Origin of the sequence: Pontibacter ruber (assembly GCF_023630205.1) — a bacterium.
Taxonomy (GTDB): Bacteria; Bacteroidota; Bacteroidia; order Cytophagales; family Hymenobacteraceae; genus Pontibacter; species Pontibacter ruber.
The window spans coordinates 1,047,044-1,069,796 of record NZ_JALPRR010000002.1 but is presented as its reverse complement, the minus strand read 5'-3'; the positions used below and the strand labels follow the sequence as shown (position 1 = coordinate 1,069,796).

18 protein-coding genes are annotated in these 22,753 nt (G+C 48.9%); 6 read left to right on the top strand and 12 right to left on the bottom strand.

Going from position 1 to position 22,753, the window contains the following annotated elements; translation table 11 throughout:
- Positions 1 to 76: 76 nt before the first annotated feature.
- Together MJ611_RS11405 and MJ611_RS11400 are read right to left on the bottom strand one after the other, a co-directional pair.
- Positions 77 to 1,162, bottom strand: coding sequence for an FUSC family protein (locus tag MJ611_RS11405; RefSeq protein ID WP_250429909.1), 1,086 nt, complete (start codon positions 1,160 to 1,162; stop codon positions 77 to 79).
- Between the two features lie 107 nt (positions 1,163 to 1,269).
- Positions 1,270 to 2,022 (bottom strand): metallophosphoesterase, encoded by a 753-nt coding sequence (locus MJ611_RS11400; RefSeq protein ID WP_250429908.1) that lies wholly within the window; start codon positions 2,020 to 2,022, stop codon positions 1,270 to 1,272.
- A gap of 235 nt (positions 2,023 to 2,257) precedes the next feature.
- Here MJ611_RS11400 and MJ611_RS11395 point away from each other — a divergent pair, with 235 nt between their 5' ends.
- Entirely contained in the window at positions 2,258 to 3,244 is a 987-nt protein-coding gene (locus MJ611_RS11395) for an aldo/keto reductase (RefSeq protein WP_250429907.1), read from the top strand.
- An 88-nt stretch (positions 3,245 to 3,332) separates the two neighbouring features.
- Here the strand turns inward: MJ611_RS11395 and MJ611_RS11390 are convergent, their stop codons facing one another.
- The 5 genes from MJ611_RS11390 to MJ611_RS11370 all read right to left on the bottom strand — a co-directional run bounded on the left by MJ611_RS11390 (position 3,333) and on the right by MJ611_RS11370 (position 11,374).
- On the bottom strand, positions 3,333 to 6,230 hold the full coding sequence (locus tag MJ611_RS11390) for a PD-(D/E)XK nuclease family protein (RefSeq protein WP_250429906.1): 2,898 nt from the start codon (positions 6,228 to 6,230) through the stop codon (positions 3,333 to 3,335).
- A 39-nt stretch (positions 6,231 to 6,269) separates the two neighbouring features.
- Positions 6,270 to 6,530: a hypothetical protein gene (locus tag MJ611_RS11385; RefSeq protein ID WP_250429904.1), complete on the bottom strand. Its 261-nt coding sequence runs from the start codon at positions 6,528 to 6,530 to the stop codon at positions 6,270 to 6,272.
- 82 nt (positions 6,531 to 6,612) lie between these two features.
- A complete protein-coding gene (locus tag MJ611_RS11380; RefSeq protein ID WP_250429903.1) occupies positions 6,613 to 7,044 on the bottom strand; it encodes a VOC family protein in 432 nt (143 codons plus the stop codon).
- A 204-nt stretch (positions 7,045 to 7,248) separates the two neighbouring features.
- Positions 7,249 to 10,644: a UvrD-helicase domain-containing protein gene (locus tag MJ611_RS11375; RefSeq protein WP_250429901.1), complete on the bottom strand. Its 3,396-nt coding sequence runs from the start codon at positions 10,642 to 10,644 to the stop codon at positions 7,249 to 7,251.
- Between the two features lie 184 nt (positions 10,645 to 10,828).
- On the bottom strand, positions 10,829 to 11,374 hold the full coding sequence (locus MJ611_RS11370; RefSeq protein WP_250429900.1) for a hypothetical protein: 546 nt from the start codon (positions 11,372 to 11,374) through the stop codon (positions 10,829 to 10,831).
- A gap of 713 nt (positions 11,375 to 12,087) precedes the next feature.
- Between MJ611_RS11370 and MJ611_RS11365 the strand changes: the two genes are divergently transcribed.
- Entirely contained in the window at positions 12,088 to 13,911 is a 1,824-nt protein-coding gene (locus MJ611_RS11365) for a DEAD/DEAH box helicase (RefSeq protein WP_250429898.1), read from the top strand.
- Positions 13,912 to 14,225: 314 nt separating this feature from the next.
- Here the strand turns inward: MJ611_RS11365 and MJ611_RS11360 are convergent, their stop codons facing one another.
- The 3 genes from MJ611_RS11360 to MJ611_RS11350 all read right to left on the bottom strand — a co-directional run bounded on the left by MJ611_RS11360 (position 14,226) and on the right by MJ611_RS11350 (position 16,923).
- Complete coding sequence (locus MJ611_RS11360; RefSeq protein WP_250429896.1) at positions 14,226 to 14,681, bottom strand: ferritin-like domain-containing protein; 456 nt, start codon at positions 14,679 to 14,681, stop codon at positions 14,226 to 14,228.
- A gap of 63 nt (positions 14,682 to 14,744) precedes the next feature.
- Positions 14,745 to 15,986: a BaiN/RdsA family NAD(P)/FAD-dependent oxidoreductase gene (locus tag MJ611_RS11355; protein ID WP_250429894.1), complete on the bottom strand. Its 1,242-nt coding sequence runs from the start codon at positions 15,984 to 15,986 to the stop codon at positions 14,745 to 14,747.
- A 109-nt stretch (positions 15,987 to 16,095) separates the two neighbouring features.
- Positions 16,096 to 16,923 carry a Rossmann-fold NAD(P)-binding domain-containing protein gene (locus MJ611_RS11350; RefSeq protein ID WP_250429892.1) on the bottom strand — a complete coding sequence of 276 codons (828 nt, stop codon included), beginning with the start codon at positions 16,921 to 16,923 and terminating at the stop codon, positions 16,096 to 16,098.
- A gap of 118 nt (positions 16,924 to 17,041) precedes the next feature.
- Between MJ611_RS11350 and MJ611_RS11345 the strand changes: the two genes are divergently transcribed.
- The 3 genes from MJ611_RS11345 to MJ611_RS11335 all read left to right on the top strand — a co-directional run bounded on the left by MJ611_RS11345 (position 17,042) and on the right by MJ611_RS11335 (position 20,535).
- On the top strand, positions 17,042 to 18,514 hold the full coding sequence (locus MJ611_RS11345) for a phytoene desaturase family protein (protein WP_250429890.1): 1,473 nt from the start codon (positions 17,042 to 17,044) through the stop codon (positions 18,512 to 18,514).
- Between the two features lie 118 nt (positions 18,515 to 18,632).
- Positions 18,633 to 19,478: a DNA/RNA non-specific endonuclease gene (locus MJ611_RS11340; protein WP_250429889.1), complete on the top strand. Its 846-nt coding sequence runs from the start codon at positions 18,633 to 18,635 to the stop codon at positions 19,476 to 19,478.
- A gap of 175 nt (positions 19,479 to 19,653) precedes the next feature.
- Entirely contained in the window at positions 19,654 to 20,535 is an 882-nt protein-coding gene (locus tag MJ611_RS11335) for a DNA/RNA non-specific endonuclease (RefSeq protein ID WP_250429888.1), read from the top strand.
- 74 nt (positions 20,536 to 20,609) lie between these two features.
- Here MJ611_RS11335 and MJ611_RS11330 read toward each other — a convergent pair whose 3' ends face one another.
- Positions 20,610 to 21,002, bottom strand: a complete 393-nt coding sequence (locus MJ611_RS11330; RefSeq protein ID WP_250429887.1) for a nuclease A inhibitor family protein — start codon at positions 21,000 to 21,002, stop codon at positions 20,610 to 20,612.
- Positions 21,003 to 21,129: 127 nt separating this feature from the next.
- On the opposite strand from MJ611_RS11330, the gene MJ611_RS11325 reads away from it, so the two are divergent.
- Complete coding sequence (locus tag MJ611_RS11325; protein ID WP_250429886.1) at positions 21,130 to 22,005, top strand: SDR family oxidoreductase; 876 nt, start codon at positions 21,130 to 21,132, stop codon at positions 22,003 to 22,005.
- 114 nt (positions 22,006 to 22,119) lie between these two features.
- Here MJ611_RS11325 and MJ611_RS11320 read toward each other — a convergent pair whose 3' ends face one another.
- Complete coding sequence (locus MJ611_RS11320) at positions 22,120 to 22,752, bottom strand: SCO family protein (protein ID WP_250429885.1); 633 nt, start codon at positions 22,750 to 22,752, stop codon at positions 22,120 to 22,122.
- Position 22,753 lies beyond the last annotated feature (1 nt).

The following is a 22,753-nucleotide window of genomic DNA, read 5'->3' as shown; positions in this document are numbered from 1 at the left end:
CACAGGCAAGTTAAGCAGGTGAAATTATCCGGAAAAGATAAAGTATCATCAAACTATACTTCGTGGACCAGGAGCTTTACTTCACTTTGGCTATTTCCCGGCTCAGGTTCTGGCGCTCGGTTTCGGCAACAATGCGGCTCAGGTCGGTAAGTACGCTTCCTACATCGCGCAGCGTCTCCAAAGAGGCAATATTTCTAAGTTCAAGCAGGCAAAGTGCCTGCTCTGACCGGGCCAGCTCGATTGCTTTGCTGAGCTGTAACAGGTTGGCTTCAGAGGCATGTATCATGGTTTCGCCGAAAGCCGTTATGCAGTTGGCTGTGGCATCCATTGCCCGTTTAAGCTGTTGCAGATCCGAGAACTCCAGCTGAAAGGTCTCGTCTAACTGCAAATCTGCCAGACCACGCCGGATACCCCTGATTTGAACGGTGATATGCTCCAGCTTGCTTATACTTACAGCCAGGCGGCTGAGCCGGGTGCGCTTGTGCGTCAGGAAAATATTATACTTCAGGCTTTGCTCGGCCAGCTTCAGGGTTTTATGGCAGTTTTCCGTTTCAAGTATAAGCGCGTCTACCTCCGACCTTCCGGTTTTTCTTCTGCTGCCGCTTACGTCCAGGATCACGTGCAGGCTTTTCAGGGTGCTGGATGCTATTTTGCTCAACCTCAGTATACTTTGTTCTACTTCCGGAATGGCATCCTGCGGGACTATCACGGCATTTATCAGAACGGCTATAGCGGACCCTATGATGGTTTCTATGATCCGGTCGAAGGCATACCCTTCTTCAGATTGCCCGAACGCCAGCACAAGAAAAGAACTCACGGCCACCTGCGAAATGATCTGAGGGTTCATGCGGAGCGCCTTCGAGATCCACATGCCAAGCAGGATCACAACAAAAATGGAGAGCCCTCCGATCTGGAACCAGTGCCCGATCAGCATACTCAGCATCACGCCCCCAATGATGCCGATGATGCGTTGCGTTGCTTTTTCGACAGAGTCGGCGACAGTTACCTGCACGGTAAGTATGGCAGCCAACGCAGCAAAGTAGGGGTACTCGGCATGAAGCAGGTTGGTAGCTACAAACCACGAAATGGCAGCTGCCAGCGCCGTTTTCACGATCTGCAGCGATAGCCTGAGCCTGGAAAGAAATAAAATGAATATGTTCAAGTGTTGTAATTTACTTATGCTGACATTACCGATTGCGCAAATTTGAAGATATAATTTTATAATACATTACGAACAGAAATCTGTTCCCTTAGATAGTAATTTTAGCCTTATACTTCCAGATTTTTACTGTCATTCCAACTGATTCCGTTTCTGCCGGGCTCGTCCGGGTACAATGTCATAACCGGATCCGACTGCCATACTTCTTTGCTGTCGATATCCATGATAGACAAGCAGCCTGTAAATGCTGCGCCCGTGTCCATTAAGGTAAGATTTCCCATATGCAAAGGCTTTTTCTGATGCTTGTTTAATGCGATTGTAGGCGTATGGCCGATGTATACTTCTTTATACCGGCTGATGTGTATGGTTTTATGCTGCGTATACTGCAGGTAATTGCTTTCAATAAAATCCCTGCTCCAGAGCAAGGTGTAGGCGTCCGTACTCTCAACAGGTTTCCGGGTATCAAAGCCAGCATGCACAAACAGGATATTATCTTCTGTAACAAGATAGAGTTTCGCATTTTGAAGGAGATTCAACTGTTCTGGCGGCATTGGTTTACCCAGCCCGTAGGATTCGATGGTGGCAGCACCTCCCTGCCAGAGCCAGCTCCTAAGCACAGAGCCATTGTCGTCTAGTTTGCCGGTGTAGTACTCCAGAGCCCATTGGTCGTGGTTGCCCAGCAGGTATACCAGGTGCTTCAACGAGAGCAGCAACGCAATGCTTTCCTTTGTCTGCGACCAGCCATCCACCACATCACCGATAAAAATAAGCTGGTCCTGCGCTGCATCAAAACCTGACCGCTCCAGGCATTGTACCAAAGCCTTGTACCCACCATGGCTATCCGAAATCACAAATCTTTTCATAAATGCCGATTACAACTGTAAGCCCTATTAGTTCGGATATAAAGCCTTGTTTGTTGCTATGGTTACATATAGTTTGAGCAAAGCCGGTACAATACGAAATGAATTTTACCCGCACCGGCGCAGACATTCGTATCAGAAACAGTATGCCTGGCTTGGCTGAAGCTGGTTCAAAATTCGATGAGGAGGCTTGAGCATAATCAGGATATGGTAATCAGGAAAATTTAAAACTTATACTATGATCAAAAGAAAGCTAGGAAAACAAGGCCTGGAAATAGCTGCACTGGGCCTGGGCTGCATGGGCATGTCTGACTTTTACAGCAACCGCAACGATGATGAATCTGTGGCAACCATACACCGGGCACTCGAATTGGGAGTGGATTTCCTTGACACAGCCGACATGTATGGGGTAGGCGAAAATGAAAAGCTGGTAGGAAAAGCCATTAAGGACAGAAGGGATAAGGTGATTGTTGCCACCAAGTTTGGAAACGTGCGGGGGCAGGATGGCAGCTTTTTAGGGATCAGCGGCAAGCCTGAATATGTAAAAAAAGCCTGCGAAGCCAGCCTGAAACGCCTAGGAATCGATTACATTGATCTGTATTACCAGCACCGGGTAGATAAGGATACTTCCATTGAAGAAACTGTCGGAGCAATGGCAGACCTTGTAAAAGAAGGCAAAGTGCGATTTTTAGGCTTATCCGAAGCTTCTGTGCAAACGATCAGAAAAGCACATGCCGTACATCCAATCACGGCGCTACAGACAGAATATTCGCTCTGGAGCCGCGATGTGGAAGATGAAATACTGCCTGCCTGCCGCGAACTGGGAATAGGTTTTGTGCCGTACAGTCCGCTGGGCAGGGGTTTCCTGACAGGACAGTTCAAGCGCTTTGAAGACCTGGCTGAAGACGATTACAGGCGCCACTCGCCACGCTTTCAGGGTGAAAACTTCCAGAAGAATCTGGATTTGGTGAAGAAGATTGAAGAACTGGCCGGCCAGAAAGGATGCACGCCTTCGCAACTGGCTTTGGCGTGGTTGCTGGCTCAGGGCGATGATATTGTACCAATACCGGGTACCAAACGCAGAAAGTACCTGGAGGAAAACCTGGGCGCACTGGATGTATCTCTGACCGTGGAAGAGTTGCAACAGATCGAGCAGATTGCTCCAAAGGGAGTAGCGGCCGGCGGCAGGTACCGGGAGGAGCAAATGCAAAACGTGAATGTGTAATATAAGGCATCTGCAACTAACCTATAACTGCCAGTAAACAAAAAGAGCAGCCCATTCGTGTGGCTGCTCTTTTTGTTATTATAGTTTTCTATCGCGCACAAATCCCTCTGTACGGACAGTACTGGCATACATCCAGATCATTGGTTTTATGGATCGGCTCTTCGGGGTCCAGCAGGCGGCGCACGAAGTTAGATAGTATCTCTTCTGAAGCCTCCACAAAATCTTTTCCAGAAGAAGCCACAAACGGAAACTCCGACGAGAGCACACCGGCATCGAGGTTACGGAACGAAAGTATACCTGACTTCGGGTTTATACTTCTCGGATCTACATGCTGGCCGTTACGCAGTATAGTTTCGGGATTTTGCTGCAAGGTGCGGTGCAGGATATACTCGTACAGCCACAATTGACGAGCTTTGTCATACTTCGGATCGGTGGTGAAATGCAGTTCTACTTCCTCCGGCTTTATGCGCAGTTGGTTCTGTTCAACTTTACCGGTCTTGTAATCGATCACGCGCAGGTCGTGGCCTGTCAGGTCAATGCGGTCGGCTTTACCTGCTACTTTCACGGGTATAAGTTCGTCGCCCACCTGCACCGGAAGTATAGCCTCCATCTGCTCTTCCAGGCGCAAAACGTACAGCGGCAATTCATCTGAATCCTTCAGCTTATCCAGGTATTTCTCCAGCACCTGCACGGCTACTTTAAAGAGCAGGTAATTCATGCCGCGTTCCGGCGTGGCACCACGGGTCACTTTCCTGAATTCCAGCTCCACCTGCTTTGGCAGTTGCTCCAGCATTTGCTCTACATGCGGCTTTTCAATGGGCTTTCCGCTTTGCTCAAATGGACGGAAGAAATCTTCCAGCACCTGGTGCACAATGGTACCAAACTGGTCGGCGCCCAATTGTTCTTCCACCTCGTCAATCTCCTTTAACTTGGCAATGCGGCTGAAGTAATATTGCAGCGAACAGTTAATGTACATGTTCAGATGCGAAGGGTAGAGGCCACGCTGCAGCTCTTTCTTCAGTTGCTCCAGCGTCTGCTCATCTTTCTGAATGACAATGTCCTCGTCATACTTCTTCGTCTGTTTCTGGTTCACAGCGGCCGTCAGGTCGCGGAACCTGATGTTTGGGTTGCGCAGGGCCAGATCGTTCTGTAGCTGAAGTATAAACCGGCTTTTCTCACCAGAGCCGTAAGTGTCGGAAGGCAGCACGTACAGCAGGTTCACGCGCTTGGCGCGCTGCAGCAGGCGGTAGAAATTGTAAGCCATAGCGCCTTCGGTTTCGGCATAAGTTGGCAGGCCAAATTGCTTCAGCACGTCGTAGGGCATCAGCGACTCGTGCCGCTTTGGTGCCGGCAGCGTGTTCTCGTTCACCGATAGGATGATCACGTTCTCAAAATCAAGCGCACGCGTCTCGAGCATACCCATGATCTGCACCTCCGAGATCGGCTCGCCGCTGAATGGCAGTCGGGTAGAGGCGATGAGTTCGTTCAGGAACTTACGAAAACTGCGCACCGAGATCTTCTGCTCACGGCAGTCGAAAATGGTGTCAAGGCGCTTAACGATGGTATAGAAAATGTACAGGTACTCCGTCTCGATGGTGTTGGGCTGGTGGCTGTATACTTCGCGCAGCATATCGATCAGGCTGTACAACGAGGCAATGATGTCGTCGCAGTCGCGCCAGCTTTTGAAAAGCGTTTCGAATAGCGGCTGGTGATTGCCCATTTCCAGCAGGTCGTTTGCCGTAATTAGCACCCGGTTGTCCTGCACGATCTTGTCGAGCACCTTCTGTACAAAGCCATGAAATTTGACTTGCTCCGGCTGCTCGTTTAAGTATAGTTCATACCTGCGGATGAAAGGGTGCGTGAGCAGCTTCGTTACTGACAAATGGTGGTACTGGTATACTTTGTAGCCCGACTCCTGTAGCTGCGTTACGCCTGTCAGGTGCACGTCAAACAGCAGGTCGATGAGGTTAGCAAGGGGTGTACCTTTAAAGCTCAAACCCATGGTTACGTTATAATTCGGTACCTCATCCGGTATGGAGTGCAGCACCGGCAACAAGAGCGTTTCGTCGGGCATGATGATGGCCACCTGCGCGTGCTTGTCCTGCTGACGAATCTCCTGCAATAGCTGCCCGGCCAGTTTGCCCTGCATACTGGCATTGGCTACTCCGATCACGTTGATCTCCTTCTCATCGGTCAGCAGCAAATTTTGCTGCCAGCGCCATTCCGGTAGTTTCCATCCGGATTTATACTTGCGCAGGAAGCTGCCCGCCCGGTTAGGTGTGCCTTCTTCCATGTAAAAATCATCGCTGTCAAAAAGCACCTCCGCCTTGTCGTGCTTCAGCAGGGTTTTGATGATCTTTTCTTCAGAGCTGGTAAGGGCATTGAGGCCAATGAAGATGTACTGCGCGCAACCCGGTTCTTTGGCTATACTTTCAATGTCATTCGCCACCTTCCGGAAAGCCATACCAGTGTAGGCTTGCTTGTTTTTAAGCAGGCGCTTGCGCAGGTTGTGGTAGGTCTTCTCGATGTTGTCCCAGAGGCTGAAGTACTTTTTCATGGTAGGAGAGAGCTCCTTGCCCAGGTACTTCGGGTCCCAGCGCTCCAGTGCCTTTGCCTCGCTCAGGTACTCAAACAGCTTACCGGTATCCACCATGTTCTGGTCTATCCGGCTGAAGTCAGCGAGCAAGGTGCCACCCCAGGTCACGAATTGGTCGAAATCCAGCGTCGGATCCTGTTCGCGCATGAGGTCGTAAAGCTCCAGCTGCAGGTTGATCGGCTCCAGCACATCGGTTTTGGCAAGGCGCGTAATAAAGTCCTCCATACCAAACACCTCAGGCGACCAGATAGGCTCCGGTACCGCCTGCGCCAGCGCATTTTTAAAAAAGAAACTCGCACGACGTGAAGGCAGAATAATACACAGCTCGCTGATGTTCTCTTTATACTTCTCGTAAACGTATTTCGCCGTTAGCTCCAGGAAAGTCTGCACGGAATTAATTTTGAATGAGTGATTGAGTGAATGAGTGAATTAGCTCCAGGTTTCGTCCCTAAGTATAAGTATTGAAATTGCGAGTGCTAAATGCAAAACAGCAATAAACAGCACTGCCCATTTTAGTTTGCCTTTATTTTTCGCAATATCTATAATGAGACCGTATAGTGGAAATTGTAAGGCTGCCAGTATAACAGACATAGCATTCAATGAGTCTGTCATGATGGTAGTTATAAATCCAAATGCCAGCAAAAGAATAGCAGGCTCATACCATCCATGCCCACCACCCATTAATATCAAAGTAGCAAGTAGGATAATAGGTGTAGCTAATGTAAGTCTTAGTGCCTAACTATAAGTCGAGATCATAGATCTACTGATAATATTAATCTATAGACTCCGAAACATTACCATTAACATCCAAGGACATAAATGGATTATAAGCGATCTCCCACAGGTTGTCGTCCGGGTCAGCGATGTAGCTGCTGTAGCCGCCCCAGAAAACTTTTTGAGGTTGTTTCAGCACCTTCACACCTTTTGCTTCCAAAGAAGCTACCACTTCATCCACTTCCTTTTCTGAGCGTACATTGTATGCCAGCGAGAAGCCTCTGAAGCCTTTGCCGTCAGCTTCAACACCTGCGTCATCAGCTAGAGATTCCTGTGGGAAGAGGGCCAGTTGCAGACCGTTCAGCTGAAAGAAAACGATACTTTCGTTGCTGCTCTCCAGTGGCTTCCAGCCAAGTATGTTCTGGTAAAAGTCTTTTGAGCGCTGCAGGTTTTTTACACCAAGGGTTATAAGGGTAATGCGTTGTTCCATATACTGGTTTAATATTTTCTACTTGTTTGTTTATTGAGTAATCTTCCAACCACTCCAGGCCCCTCAGAGCTACGCTCGCTAGTTTCGAACTCGCGTTCTAGGTAGTCTGAGGCGGGAAGTCCTTTATTTAGAGACTTAACTTGATTGATTGAAATTAAAGTATAGCTGAAGGCTACTCTTTCATAATTTGTAATTCGTAATAAACTAAAGCGCCAGCCCCATCTGCAAACTCTTGCCGCCGTAGCTCCACTCCAGAATCTCTTCCGTATCGAAATAGTAAAGTATACATTTTACCTTTTCGTGGCCCAGTTGCTTGAAGCGCACGGCATAATGATCTAATTTATTCCGGTGCTCGGCCTGCGGAGGCGGCAACTTGAACTCGATCAGCACTACCTGGTTGCCGTCAAAAACCACACGATCTGGTTTATAGAGGTAAGCGCGGGCGTCGAGTAGCTCTTTTTTGTGCTCTACTACCACTTTGCCTGAGAAATAATATCGCAGCTTCGGATGATTGATCACCTCCTGCAAACGCTCGCGTAGTGCAGGTTTTTCTCTTTCACTGATGATACCCTCATACACCATCTGGCGCAGCACTGTATCAAGTTGCGGAGTGGTAATGATTCGCGACAAAGCATAGTGCAGCTTTTTATTCAGTACGCGTTGTTTGGTCTGCGTCTCAAAATCGAACACGTTGTTGGCGTGCTGCTTCAGTTGCAGGCGCTGTGCCCAGTCGGTGGTTACCAGGTGCTCCAGAAAGTAAGTGTTTTCTGTGTTGAGCTGCGTGTGGTGCTGGCGTTCTTTGCCTTTGTGCAGCTGGTAACAGAATTGCCCCGGTTGCCACATTTCCTTGTACACCAGGTAGCGGTAAAGCAGGTGGCTTACGTTTTTGGCAGTGCCTTCCAGCGCTTTGGCTGCTTTTTTATCATCCTGCAGGTCTTTGCCGTTGCCGATCAGGTATAGCCTGTCGATGGGGCGGGTGAGGGCCACGTAGAGCATGTTCAGGTTCTCGATAAAAGTCTTCTCAATCTCGGTGCTATACTGCTGCCCCAGCACTGTTGTCTCCAGTTTAGAACTTATGTTAACTGCCACGCTGCGCAGCTTACCTGTTACACTCACTTCTTCAGGCAGCTGGCTCCACATCAGCGCCCGTGTCTGCGGCTCGGTGCTCCAGTCGGCAAACGGGATGATCACGATCGGGTAGGCGAGGCCTTTGGATTTATGGATACTGGTAATGGTAATGGCGTTGCGGTCTTTCGGCGTGTTTATACTGAGGCGCTCTTTCTGCACCTCCCAGTAGGCCAGGAAATTGTTCAGATTGTTGCTGTTCTTGAGGCTATACTCCAGCACCAGGTCCAGGAAGCGGAAAAGGTATTCGCACTCGTTGTTGTGGCCCAGCAGGTCGAAAATGCGCACCAGTTGTTCCGTAAGCTCATAGATAGAAAGATTACCGGTTTCGCGTTCTTTCACATCAAAACCCAATATGCGCAGCTGGTCAAAGAAGGCCTGCGGATCTTTCTCGTTGGCAATGCGGGCAATGGTCTGCGTCATCTCCGTATCCGGAATCGTTTCCAGCGCCACGGCACATACTAAGTATAAGGCCTCCGACTTTGCCAGCGTATCGTTTGGTCGATTGAACACCCGGAACAGTGCAATGATCAGGTTGATCACTTCAGCGAACTGCAGCGAGAGCGAATCCTGCGAGATGATATCATACTTGCGCTCCTTCAGGAAATTGGCAATGAGCTTACTCTTGCTGTTGGTGCGGCAAAGTATGGCCATGTCCTTCAACGTATAACCATCTTCCAGTCCCTGCTTTACCAGCTGCAGCACCATGTTCAGCATACTTTCGTCGTAGCTCAGGATCTTCTCGTGGGCATAGCCCTCGTACAATTCTTCGGTGCGGGTGCAGCCGTTCAGGTCAAACTTATAGTTGATATCATCCGGGTAAGTGAACATGATCTGGATATGGCCGCCGCTTTTGTCGCCCTCCGGTACATACTGTATAAACTTCTCATCGTAGATCGAGGCGAACATTTCAAACGCCTTGTGCTCTTTGCTGATGTAGGTAAAAAGCTCGTTGTTGAAGTCGATGATCTCAGCGCGGCTGCGGTAATTGATCTGCAGATCATCGGGATCCAGGGCATGGTTTACCGACTCGTAACGTTCGCGGATTATACTTCCGTGGCGACGGTTCTGGTACAGTTTTTCGGTGTTGCGTTTGTAAAGGTGCAGGATCTGCTCCATCTCGCCACCACGCCAGCGGTAAATAGCTTGTTTGGCGTCGCCTACTACCATGCTGAAGTGGCCGGAAGCCAACGCATTGTCTACAAGCGGCAGCAGGTTGTTCCATTGCAGCACCGAAGTATCCTGAAACTCATCGATCAGGATGTGGTTATACTTCTCGCCCAGGCGCTCATAAATAAACGGCACCGGCTCCTGCAACACAATATCAATAATGCGCTTGTTGAACTCCGAAATGTGTACTGTGTTCTTGTCGCGCTTAATCTCCTGCAGGCATTTTTCGAGCTCGTTCAGTACTGATACTTTATACAGGTGCGGCACTATGGCATTGATGAGCGTGAAGGAGGCGGCGTACTGCTCTTTTATACTTTCGATGTTATAGTATAGCTCCGTCAGTTGCGGCCTGATACTGTCGATCTGGCTTTTGGTATAAGTACTGGCTTTGCCGGCGTACCACTTGTCGTCTTCTATACTTTGGCGGGCGTAGTTGTTGCCGTAGGTAAGGTCTGCTTCCTTTGAGAACTTGTTGAAGTAGCCCCAGATGCCGCGGTTGCCCTGGAAGAAATCGGCAGGAGAGAGGCCGGCATTGTCTATGGCAGCTAAGGCTTTGACTGCGTCATTAGCTACGGCTTCTTCTATGCCTTTCTGCAAGTCTTTCAGCTGGGCGCGTATACTTTTAAAGTCCTCCAGCGTCAGGCTCTGGATGTCGGTCACCGCTTCGTATACCTGTTCGTTCAGCAGGTTTTTGGCAAAATCCGCCAGGTCTTCGGGCAGGGTGTTCCAGCTACGGCCTTCGCGGGCTTTCTCCAGCGCATACTGCTCCAGTGTCTCCGACAACAGATCGCCTTTGGAGTTAGTTACCTTATCCAGCAGCAACTGCACGGCCGTATTCACCAGCGTCTGCGAGTCCAGGTCAACTTCAAAGTTATAGGGGATGTTCAGCTCGCGCGTAAAAGCCTGCACGATCTTGTTCACGAAGCTGTCGATGGTGCTGACCGAGAAGTCGCTGTAATTGTAAAGTATCTGCGTGAAAAGCTTGCCGGCACGCTCCCGGATAATCTCCACAGTCAAGCCTTCCTCAGGGTATTCTTCCTGCAGGTCTTTTGTTATACCTTCCAGCAGTTGTTCGCTCTTCGCCTTTTCTTTCTCCGATTGGTTCGGATCATTAAAGCCACGAAGTGCCCCCAGTATACGCTCCTTCATTTCGGCAGCCGCATCGTTGGTGAACGTGATTGCCAGAATAGAGCGGTAATAGTCGGGGTCTTGCGTGTGCAGCGCCAGCTTCAGGTATTCTTTCGTAAGGTGGTAGGTTTTACCGGATCCGGCTGACGAAGAGTATATTTTAAAAGTAGAGGGCATAACAAGGAAGCCTGTAATATCAGAGCATATAAAGATACTAGGTGCAGTCCACCTTTGCCAAGTATAAACCTAAAATTTTTAGCAATATTAGCCTCAAGCACAGAAGCCATGGCTTATAAAAGAAGAAGCCCCTCCGGAACAGGTTCAGGATGGGGCTTTCTATCCGGTGTGCAACGGCTATGCCTTATGCATAAGCAGATACCGTGTTTCTCTCTTCAGCCGTTTTGCTGGTGGCAAAATCCTTTATGCAAACGTGGTACATGATACGAGCCATCGAGATAGAATAATCTGTGATAACGCAATGCTGTTGTTCGGCATTCATGAGGGCTGTGCTGCTACCCAGGTTAAACTTGTTCAGCTCCAATACCTCATCAAAATTCTGGCGCAGCATTTTCAGGGCTTTAAACGAAGGCTCATTGTAGTACATCGGGATCACCTGACACACAGCATAGCTACCGTTTGCTCGTTCACGTGAAATCATTTTGCACAGAGCCTCGGTGTTGATCTTGTCAAGGTCAGAGATGATCACATAAAAGACTTTATTCTGATCCTGTGAAGCGTTGCGCGTGTGCTGCCCGTTAGGAGGCAACAGGTTGCGGGTGACCTTTGTGTTCTGCAGGAAGGTGTCATCCTTCAGAATCTTGTTCTGGATTTTAAAGGCTAACGCCCCGGAAGCAATTAAATTAAAATCCTTTCCTTGTTGTGTCGAGATCTTGGAGAAGTGTAGCATAATGAGAGGTTTAAGTTGGTTGAATTTAGACTAAGAAATTGCACAAAAAACACTGCCGGCTTTTGCTGAAAAGCAGGGAAACAAAAACGAATCACATTTGTAAAGGCTCGTCACGCGGAGTTATACACCAGGGATAAAGGAAACCAGAATGTTCCTAAGTGGTTTATATTTTTCATAAGGGTAATGCAGTCTTTAGGTTTTGGTTCGGCTTGGAGTTGTATACTACGTGTAAATTTTATAAAGTTTTATTGTTATAATTAAATTGGAAGTAAATAGCTGGTTTTTAAGGGCGAAACATTTCTTTTTACGAGTAAAGTACCAGAGTTGTTACTAATTCCTATATTTTTTATAAATTAATTGTGGTAATATAGATAATTATCGCACAAAAAGTCTAATTTTTTCTGAAAAAAATTTATCTAATAAACATTGCATCGGTTCTGAACCAGAAATGGCTTTACAGATGTTGTTAAGAAATGCACGCAAAGGGGGAATGTTAAACAAGGTGTAGTGCTATCCTCAGAAATAATTTGTACCTTTGCAGCCGATTTGGAATCAGTCTGATCACTTTTATAACTGGCTACACCATCTGTCGTTGGCTTATCCTAGTTTTTTAGTTACACTCTTTGTCGTCAAGAGTCCTCTTTAGCGTAAAAGAGACGAGATTGGAAACAGGCTGCCTCCAGATGTGTCATAATTAGTTATTAAGTATTTAGATGAACAAAATCAGATTTGATGAGCTTCCGCTATCGCCGGAAGTACAGCGTGCTATCGCTGACATGGGTTTCGAAGAAGCTTCTCCCATTCAAACAGAAGCTATTCCGGTTGTTTTAGAAGGTCGCGACATTATTGGTCAGGCCCAGACAGGTACCGGTAAAACTGCCGCCTTCGGCATTCCTACCATAGAAAGTATAGACGAGCGCGACCGTAGCGTACAGGCGCTTGTACTTTGCCCGACACGTGAACTTGCCATCCAGGTATCAGGTGAGATTCAGAAACTTGCCAAGTATAAAACAGGCATTAGCGTAGTTCCTATTTACGGTGGCCAGCCTTACGAGCGCCAGCTGCGCGCGCTTAAGCAGGGTGTGCAGATTGTTATCGGTACGCCGGGTCGTGTAATGGACCACATCGAGCGCGGTACACTTGTGCTGGATAAAGTAAAAAAGATCATCCTGGACGAAGCAGACGAAATGCTTGACATGGGCTTCCGTGAAGACATTGAGTTCGTGCTGAGCCAGATGCCGGAAGAGCGCCAGACGATCTTCTTTTCAGCTACCATGTCCAAGCCGATCATGGAGCTTACCAAACGCTACCAAACCGACCCGGTTATTGTAAAGGTAGTTCACAAAGAACTTACAGTTACCAACATCGATCAGGTATACTTTGAAGTGCGTAACAGCATGAAAGGTGAAGTGCTTTCCAGAGTACTGGATATGCACAACATGAAGTCTGTTATCATCTTCTGTAATACCAAACGCATGGTAGATGAGCTGGTAAGCAGCCTGCAGGCGCGCGGTTACTTTGCTGATGCCTTGCACGGCGATTTGAACCAGAACCAGCGTACCAACGTGATGAACAAATTCCGTAACGGACAGCTGGAGATACTGGTTGCTACAGACGTAGCAGCCCGTGGTCTGGACGTTGAAAATGTGGAAGCTGTGTTTAACTACGACTTGCCACAGGACGAAGAAGCTTACGTGCACCGCATTGGCCGTACTGGCCGTGCCGGTAAATCAGGTAAGGCTTTCTCTTTCGTTTCCGGACGTCAGGACATCTACAAGCTGAAAGACATCATGCGCTACACCAAAGCGAATATTGTGCTGCAGCAGGTACCTACTTACGAAGACGTAAACGAGCTTAGAACAAGCATGTTCCTTGGCAAAGTGCGCGAAGTGCTGGAAAAAGGAAATCTTACAAAGCACATTGCCAAAATCGAATCGCTGGTTAACGAAGATTATACTTCGCTTGAGATTGCCGCAGCACTTCTGAAAATGAGCCTGAAAGAGGCAAAAGCAAAAGAAGCCGGCAAAGAAGCTGAAAAAGGTCTGGGTGTTGCCAAAGAAGGCTTTGACCGCTTGTTCATTACCATCGGTAAAAAAGACCGTGTACACCCGAAGGATCTGATCGATCTGCTAAGCCAGAACTCCGACATACCTGCCTCCAAAGTAGGCGACATCGACTTGTACGACAAGTTCAGCTTTGTGGAAGTACCTTCTGAATATACAGCCCAGATACTTGAAAAAGTAGGCCGCATCGAAGTGGACGGCCGCATGGTTGTAGTTGAGAAATCGGACAAGAAAGGTGCCGGTGCCAAAGAAGAAAGAGGTTTTGGCGGAAGAGACCGTGACAGAGACGGTGGTGGCCGCAGAGGCTTCGGCGGTGACCGCGGAGGTCGCGAAGGCGGTTTCGGTGGAGGCCGACGTGAAGGTGGTTACGGTGGTGGCGGTAGCCGCTTCGGTGGCCGTGGCGATCGTGATGGCGACCGCAGAGGCGGAGACCGTGGCGGAGACAGCCGTGGCTTCCGTAGAAAAAGATTCTAAGAATCGTAACAACAGCATTTTACTTCCGTAAAATAAACTATAACAGACCAGAAGGATGAAAACTTCTAAAGCTGTTAGAATAGGCCGGCTTAAAACGTCGGCCTATTTGCTTTTAAGGCTGTAACTTTTAAAAGCAGTCGCCGTAAAAAACGATATCATAAAAAGGTTGGAAGATTTTCTACCTGTCCTTGGCAGATAGAGCACATAAACCTGGCGTCAGACGGATGCCAGGTTTATTGTTTTTAAGTGCCTCCTTGTTCATTAGGGAAACAAAAAAGGAGCCGAAGCTCCTTTAGTTTATACTTATAGTTTTTTTATGATGCCTTTCTTGCCGCATCACGTAGCGAGCGGATATGGTCATGGGCGTGTTTTACATCGCGGTACTGTTGCTCCACGATCTGATGCAGTTGTGTAGGCAAATTCTTAGCTAAGGCTTCTTCATACGCTTTTACGGCGTAATCTTCACCGCGCTCGCACTCTTCCAGCACACGTTTTCTGTCTCGGGCAGTCAATGCTGATTTCAAATCGATCCAGGCGCGGTGCATGGTGCCCTCCAGCGATCCGGTTTCATCATCCATTTTGCCCATGCGGTGCAGCTGGTCCTGCAGCTCCGTGATCATACTATCGCGCTGAACAGCATACTTTCTGAACAGTTCTTTCAGATCCTGATCCTCGATATCTTCTGCTGCTGTTTCGTAACCTTTTGCCCCATCTTTGCATCGCTCAATGAGATGGTGCACTGTTGAGTATACTTCTTTATTGATTTCCATAGTCTTACTATATTATAGTTCTTATATGCTGATGTACTGCATAATGGTACTTTTTGTTTCCTGCTATGGATTCATACTTGATTCTGCAATGGCTTGGCCAGCCAGGTAGCCGGTTGTCCATGCTGCCTGAAAATTAAAACCTCCCGTAATTCCATCAATATCCAGCACCTCTCCGGCAAAGTATAGACCTGGCTGCAGCCTGCTTTCCATTGTTTTCATGTTCACCTGGCTCAGGTCAACGCCGCCACAAGTTACAAACTCTTCCTTGAAAGTGGTTTTGCCTTTTACCTCGAAAGGAGCACGGTGCAATGCCTCTACTAATTTGTTGGTATTCTTAGCCGGCAATTCTGCCCATTTTGTATCAGCCGGTACTTGGGCCAGTGCAGCCATTGCTTTCCACAAGCGCTGGGGTAAGCCGAAGAGCGGGTTCGTGGCCACTACTTTCTTTGGATGAGCCTGCCGGTATTGCTGCAGCTGTTCCCGCAGGCTTTCTTCTGTAAGTTCGGGCACCCAGTTAATCAGCGCGGTAAAGTTGTAGTTCTGGTCATGAAACACCCGGGCGCCCCAGGCAGAAAGCTTTAGCACGGCTGGGCCACTGTACCCCCAATGAGTGATGAGCAAAGGCCCTTCGTATTCCAGTTTCAGGCCCGCAATACGCACCCGCGCCTTTGGCACCGACACACCCTGCAGTTCTTGGAAAGGAGAACCCGGTACGTTGAAAGTAAAGAGCGAAGGAACCGGTTCCTGTATGGTATGGCCGAGTACACGGAGCCAGTCATAACCTTGGCTTTTCGGATTGCCGCCGGTGCAGATGAGTACTTTATCTGCCGTTATGGTTTGCCCGTTCGTAAGCTGAAGTATAAAGGTGCCGGAGCCAGTTGCCTGTGGTGGGGTGATGTGCTCTACACCCGTTCCCGTTCTTACTTCAACCCCAGCTTTCCGCGCTTCCCGAAGCAGGCATTCGATGATGGTTTCTGAGTTATCTGTAGTTGGAAACATGCGGCCATCGGCTTCTGTCTTTAAAGAGACGCCCCGCTGTTCAAACCACCGAATCGTTTCTTCAGCACCAAACAGTTTAAAGGCTTCTTTCAGCTGCTTGGCACCGCGCGGATAGTTTTGTGAGAAAACAGTAGGTTGCAGGCAATCGTGAGTAACATTGCAGCGCCCACCTCCGGATACGCGCACTTTAGACAGCAGCTTGTTTGTCTTCTCCAGCAAGGTAACCTGGAGCTTTGGATTAGCTGCTGCACACGCAATGGCGCCAAAAAAGCCAGCCGCCCCGCCGCCTATAACTACTACTTTCATTTAGTTGATTGATGATACTTGATTGCTAATTGATCTCTGGTAAACAAAGGCACCAAAGACCTCCTGTCGAACTCCAGCAAAAAGCAATCAACAAGTTTCTGTAAAGTTACTAAAAGAAAAGCATAGGGTCGGGGTGGATGAACACATATGACAGTTCATCTTTCAGCTTCTGGCTGTTGATCAGTTTGAACTGCGTCTCTTCCATGGCATCAAACTGAGGCGCAACCATCTCCAGGGCGAGTGCTGCCTTGGTATAAAAATCTTTCCGGAGCGGGTGTTCGTCGGCACAGGCATTAAAAGTATATCCCCATTTTTCCGCTTCCACGATCCGGAACAGGATCTCTATGCAATCGTCCTGGTGAATCAGGTTAACAGGTGCGTCTCCGTCCGGCAGATGTTTTCTGCCGGCCATAAACTTACCGGGCTGCCTGCTGCCCCCCACCAAGCCTCCGAACCGCACCACTGTACACACCCAGTCTTCCCGGTCCTGGAACATTTTTTCAGCCTGCAGCAATGCATTATGAGGATCCTGCTCCTGGGTAAAGGCAATGTCTTCTTCCGTTACCACGCGGTTCAGGTTCAGGTAAACAGAGGTGGAGCTGACAAACAACACCCGGCTAACAGGCGACTCGCACATGGCTTTGAGCAGGCGATGAAGCTGCTGCAGGTAGTTGTCTCCATCGCCGGTTCGTAAACGGGGCGGAATGTTGAGGATCAGTACACGGGCATTCAGGAAGTCGGCAAGTGCCTCTTGGTCCGTTTCTTCCCCGGCAAGGTTTAGCAGGTAGGGTTCTATTTTCTTCTCGCGCAGTGTAGCAAGCTTGTCAGGAGTGGTGGTGGAGCCCTTTACGCGGTAACCACTGTTTATGAACCGGTCTGCCAGCGGCATTCCCAGCCAGCCGCAACCCATGATGCTGATATCAGCTTTTTCTTCCATTTCCTGTATTACTCGTTTGCTTGTTTATACTTGTCCTGTGGTAGAGCAAGCTATACGTTAACAATCTGCAGGGCTTGCTGTTTAGCTTGAGATAAAGTATAAATAGCTGTAGCGCCCCGTGCAAAGTAACGAAATAATGAAGTATGATGTGGTACTTGTTGGCTCCGGATTCGGCTCGCTTACGGCAGCAGCCCTGCTGGTGAAAAAAGGGTTGAAGGTATGTGTGCTGGAGCAGGCAGCGTACCCGGGCGGCTGCGCCTCATCCTTTAAACGAAAAGGTTACTGTTTTGAGTCGGGTGCCACCACCATGGTAGGATTGGACGAACATATGCCATTGCGTTACCTACTCGATGAAACCGGCATAGAGGTACCGCTCCGTAAGTTGGATGTGCCCATGCAGGTGCATTTACCGGATGGACAAACACTTACCCGCTATACAAAGCTAAGTGACTGGATAGCAGAAGCAGAGCGGGTGTTCGGCACGTATAACCAGCGGCCCTTCTGGGAACACTGTTACCGCCTGAGCAGGGAAGTATGGCGCACCTCGCTGCAGCAGCGCAATTTCCCTTTCTCCAGCATCAAAGACCTGCTGCGATCGGCCTTACAGGTAAAACCGGCACAGATAAGCTTGCTACCCGCTGCCTTCCGTACCATGGAAGACCTGCTGCGAAAGTATGACCTGCTACAGAATAAGTTGTTCGCAGACTTTGTGAACGAGCAACTGCTGATTACAGCACAGAACCACATGCAGGAGGTGAATGAGTTGTTTGGTGCTACGGCGCTTTGCTATACGTTGTACAGCAACTACTACGTGAACGGAGGCCTGATCAACCTGGTAAAACCGGTTGTGCAGTACATCGAATCCAATGGCTCGGAGGTGCTGTACCGGCAGGAGGTAGAGCAGGTTATACCAACAACGGAAGGCTATACTGTTTATACTTCAAAAGACAAGTTTGAAAGCAGGTTCCTGATCAGTGGCATTCCGCTGAATAACACTTTGCAACTATTTAAGGATAAACAGTTACTGCAGAAGCTTCAGAAGTATGTATTCCCGTCTGAGAAACTAAACGGAGCTTTTACGATGGGACTGGTACTGGAGCATGCGCCGCCCCAGGAGGTGCTGCATCACCAGGTGCATGTACCGGAAGGCCTGCCCCAGATCGGAAGCAAAAGTATATTCATCAGCTTCAGCCATCCTGCCGATATTACTCGTGCTGCTGCCGGAGAAACAGTTGTTTCCATCAGCACGCACGTAAAGGATCCCGCCAAGAACTACATCACCGATAAGGAACAGATCGAGGAAGCTGTGATAAAACTGCTGGATGAGAAAAAGATCATCAAACGCGAAAGTATAAAGTATAAACAGGCAGCTACGCCCGGAGCCTGGTTATTCTGGACAAAGCGTGCATTTGGCATGGTAGGAGGGTACCCGCAGTACCGGCACCTGAAGCCCTGGCAGATGAAGGATGCACGCCTCGACCATAAAGGTGCCTATCTCTGCGGCGATACGGTTTACCCGGGGCAGGGAATAGTGGGTGTTTGCCTCAGCGGGGTCATAGCCGTGCACAAACTTACCCAGGACCATCTCTAATTATACAAGCACATAAATTATTTTCCGGCTATACTATAACTACTTTTGTGCAGTTAAATAATCGCCTGCTTCAGTTTCGAAGGCAATATGAGGCAGTCTCTAAAGTATAAATTCTTTCATGTACAAATTCTTACGTCGTTTCGCTTACCTTTCCTTTATCAGCTGGATGGCCGTTGCCTGTTCCGTGGAAGAGGTAAGCCCGACAAACTCAGCCACCCGCGACAGCCACCTGGCACTGGGCAACCCCAGCGAAGCCGATAAAGCCTATGCCAATTACCTGGTAGAGAAACCACAATATGCGCTCTCTTACAACAGTTACCGGGGCACCCCTAATTGGGTAAGCTGGCACCTGAGCAGCGCCTGGCTCGGCGAAGCACCACGACAGGACGATTTCAGGGCTGATCAAACGCTTCCATCTGCTTTCTACAAAGTAGTACCTTCCGACTACACCAACAGTGGTTTTGACCGAGGCCATAATACCCCCTCAGCTGACCGGACCGGCAGCGTAGAAGATAATTCCGCTACCTTCCTGATGACGAACATGATCCCGCAGGCTCCGAATAATAACCAGAAAAACTGGGCTGGTCTGGAGAACTATTGCCGGGAACTGGTAGAGCAAGGAAACGAGCTGTACATCATCATGGGCAGCTATGGAAAAGGAGGAGAAGGCAGCAATGGCTACAAAGAAACGTTGGCTGGCGGCAAGGTAACAGTGCCTAACCGGATCTGGAAAGTGATCGTAGTGCTACCCCTTGGCTCCGGCGATGTAAACCGGATCAACACTGGTACACGCGTTATTGCTGTAGATACGCCAAATGCCAACTCAGTGGGAACAAACTGGAGCAGCTACCGCACCACTGTGGATGTTATCGAAGCAAAGACCGGCTATGACCTGCTGAGCAATGTACCCGATGACATGCAGGATGTACTGGAGGCAAAAAAGGACGATGGACCCACGCAGTAAAGTATACTTCGGAGAGCAGCTTATCAATGTGCAAACATCTTATACTTGCACTTTAATCATTTCATTTATAGCGGCTTAAGGAATCTTTTCCAAGTATATAAAATATAACTTTTGGTTAATGTTTGAGCCATAAAGAATATAGATATTTGCTATATAACCAAACTCTATATTTTTTATGAACAAACTTTTACGACGCTTTTTGTATCTCTCCGTTGGCGGATGGATGCTGGTTTCCTGTTCTAAGGACAACGTTCATCCCGATGATCGTGACATTGCTACGATTAGTGTAGCAGCCAATGCCACGGCCACGCAGGACAACAACATGGCGATGGGTAACCCGAGCAGTGCAGGTACCAGCTATTCCAATTACCTGATCAACAAGGCCCAGTATTCCATGTCCTACAACAGTTACCGGGGCACTCCGAACTGGGTGAGCTGGCATTTGAGCAGCGCCTGGCTCGGCAGCACGCCCCGCCAGGACGATTTTCGTGCCGACAACTCACTGCCGAGTAGCTTTTACCGGGTACAGCCTTCCGACTATACCGGCAGCGGCTTCGACCGGGGGCACAACACCCCTTCAGCAGACAGAACACTTACGGTAATGGATAATTCGGCTACTTTCCTGATGTCGAACATGATTCCGCAGGCGCCTACAAATAACCAGCAGACCTGGGCAAACCTGGAAAATTACTGCCGTACGTTGGTTAGCCAGGGCAACGAGCTCTACATCATCATGGGTAACTATGGCAAAGGCGGAACAGGCAGCAATGGGTATAAAGAAACGCTGGCCAGCGGCAAAGTAACTGTACCAAACCGTATCTGGAAAGTGATTGTGGTATTGCCTGTAGGTACCAGCGACGTGAGCCGCGTTACAACGAGTACGCGTGTTATTGCCGTTGATACACCGAACTCCACTTCTATCAGCACCAGCTGGGGGTCTTACCGCACCACCGTGGATGCCATTGAAGCCAAAATGGGCTACAACCTGTTATCGAATGTGGCTTCGGATGTGCAGAGCGTTATTGAGGCACGCGTTGACAGCGGCCCGACGCAATAAGTAATTTCTATCGTTCACATGAAAAGCCTCTGCCGGTTCTCCTGCAGAGGCTTTTTTATGGTCAGTTTCGTTTATCAGGTTTCTACAACAACAGTTTTAAGACCGGCAATTTTGCCATCCGGTGTTTTACCAAGTATAAAAACTGTTATCCTGTTCTCCCCAATACGGTAAACTTTCACATCCTGCAGCAGCTCGTGCAGGGTGGCTTGCAGGCGCTGAAAACCCTGTGCCTGTTGCTCTCCGGCTACATCTGGACGCGTCATGTTCCTGAAAAAATATTCCAGGTCAACCACTTCCGCCGGATACTCAGCTGGCATACCTGCGAGTTTCAGCACGTTCTCTGTATCCAGGTTGTTGGCAACATGTTCTTCATCATAATAGAACTCAAACGGCTCATCTGTCTCGCTCATCATCAGCAAGCCATTCGATGCCTTTTTCAGTTCGGCTTCAATTTGTTTAATATCCATAGCTTCAATTTGTTTCTGTTAAGAATACGACTTTTCTTGAAGGATATACTACGCTATTCTTATCTTTATGTAAATGCACCTGCTCCTGTAGCCGGCAATGCGAAATCGTAAGAAACAAAATAAAAGTATGAAAGCAGAACCCATGTTGAAAGAAGGCGCCCTGAAAGGCAAAACGATCATTGTAACAGGCGGCGGAACTGGCCTTGGCCGCTCCATGGTAAAGTATTTTCTTGAGCTAGGCGCCAACGCGGTGATCAGCAGCCGCAAAATGGAAGTGCTGGAACAAACTGCCCGTGAACTGACGGAAGAAACAGGCGGGCAGGTGCTTCCAATCGCCTGCGACGTGCGCAAGTATAACGAGATCGAAGCCATGCTGCAGGCTACCTTAGACAAGTTCGGCAGGGTGGATGTGCTGGTAAATAATGCTGCTGGTAACTTTGTGAGCCCTACGGAAAGGCTCAGCCACAAGGCTTTCGACGTGATTACGGATATTGTGCTGAAGGGCAGCTATAACTGCACACTGGCCTTAGGCAAACACTGGATTGAGCAAAAACAGCAGGCTACTATACTTAACATCGTTACCACCTATGCCTGGACAGGCTCGGGCTACGTGGTGCCTTCTGCCTGCGCCAAAGCTGGTGTGCTGGCCCTGACACGCTCCTTGGCATCCGAGTGGGCAAAGTATGGCATCCGCTCCAACGCCATTGCACCCGGGCCTTTCCCGACAGAAGGCGCCTGGACGCGCCTGTTCCCAAAGCAACTGGCCGATAAACTTGATCCAGTTAAACGCATACCGGTGGGCAGGTTCGGAGAGCACCAGGAACTGGCAAACCTGGCTGCCTACCTGGTGTCTGACTACGCATCGTTTGTGAACGGTGAAGTAGTGACCATAGATGGCGGCGAATGGCTTTATGGCGCCGGCGAGTTTAACTCCTTCGACCAGATTCCGCAGGAAATGTGGGATGCCATGGAAAAACAGATGCGAGGGAAAGGACAGGGTTGAGAGTTAAAAAGTTAGAAAGGTAGAGAGGTAAAGATTATACCGCTGGATATAACAGCAGGAAAGGCTGCACTTTTATTAGTGCAGCCTTTCTTGTTTTCTGTTCCGGCTGGCCTGCTACATCTTTTTCAATAAACCCTTAATAGCTTCAACCGTTTCATTAGGGTCTTTGCCCAGGCCTTCCTGCTGGTGTACGATCTCGCCTTGTGCGTTCAACACAGAGATGATGTTGGAGTGGGCGATCTCTCCGTTAGGCGACATTTTATACTTCATGTTCAGCAAAGCAGCCAGTTCCTGGATGTTTTCCTGCTTGCTGGTGAGGAGCTCGTAGCGGTCGGAGCTGAGTTTGTTTTCTGCCGCAAACGCGCTCAGCTTTTCCGGTGTATCACGCACCGGGTCCATGGTTACCAGCACAATGCCTACATCTTCGCGCTTTACTTCTTCCAAAGAAGATTCGATGCGCTTAAGATCAGCTACAATGCGCGGGCAGGCGTATTCGCAACTGGTATAGATCATGGCCACCAGCTGTACCTTGCCCTGCAGGTGCTGCAGCTTCACAGTTTCGTTCTCCTGGTTTTGCCATTCCGACTCCAGGTTATAGAGCGACATATCCGATAACTCAGCTGTACCTGAAACAGAGGCAATGGCTGCTTTTTCAGTTTCCAGGTTGTCAATACTTTCTCCCTGCTGGCAGGCGCCAATTACAATTGCTAAAAGCAAAAGGGCAGAGGCGGTATAGCGTTTCATCATA

Coding starts and splice junctions, on each gene's coding strand:
- MJ611_RS11400 (WP_250429908.1), bottom strand. CDS start 2,022: ATGAAAAGATTTGTGATTTCGGATAGCCATGGTGGGTACAAGGCTTTG.
- MJ611_RS11395 (WP_250429907.1), top strand. CDS start 2,258: ATGATCAAAAGAAAGCTAGGAAAACAAGGCCTGGAAATAGCTGCACTG.
- MJ611_RS11380 (WP_250429903.1), bottom strand. CDS start 7,044: ATGGAACAACGCATTACCCTTATAACCCTTGGTGTAAAAAACCTGCAG.
- MJ611_RS11375 (WP_250429901.1), bottom strand. CDS start 10,644: ATGCCCTCTACTTTTAAAATATACTCTTCGTCAGCCGGATCCGGTAAA.
- MJ611_RS11370 (WP_250429900.1), bottom strand. CDS start 11,374: ATGCTACACTTCTCCAAGATCTCGACACAACAAGGAAAGGATTTTAAT.
- MJ611_RS11365 (WP_250429898.1), top strand. CDS start 12,088: ATGAACAAAATCAGATTTGATGAGCTTCCGCTATCGCCGGAAGTACAG.
- MJ611_RS11360 (WP_250429896.1), bottom strand. CDS start 14,681: ATGGAAATCAATAAAGAAGTATACTCAACAGTGCACCATCTCATTGAG.
- MJ611_RS11355 (WP_250429894.1), bottom strand. CDS start 15,986: ATGAAAGTAGTAGTTATAGGCGGCGGGGCGGCTGGCTTTTTTGGCGCC.
- MJ611_RS11350 (WP_250429892.1), bottom strand. CDS start 16,923: ATGGAAGAAAAAGCTGATATCAGCATCATGGGTTGCGGCTGGCTGGGA.
- MJ611_RS11340 (WP_250429889.1), top strand. CDS start 18,633: ATGTACAAATTCTTACGTCGTTTCGCTTACCTTTCCTTTATCAGCTGG.
- MJ611_RS11335 (WP_250429888.1), top strand. CDS start 19,654: ATGAACAAACTTTTACGACGCTTTTTGTATCTCTCCGTTGGCGGATGG.
- MJ611_RS11330 (WP_250429887.1), bottom strand. CDS start 21,002: ATGGATATTAAACAAATTGAAGCCGAACTGAAAAAGGCATCGAATGGC.
- MJ611_RS11325 (WP_250429886.1), top strand. CDS start 21,130: ATGAAAGCAGAACCCATGTTGAAAGAAGGCGCCCTGAAAGGCAAAACG.
- MJ611_RS11320 (WP_250429885.1), bottom strand. CDS start 22,752: ATGATGAAACGCTATACCGCCTCTGCCCTTTTGCTTTTAGCAATTGTA.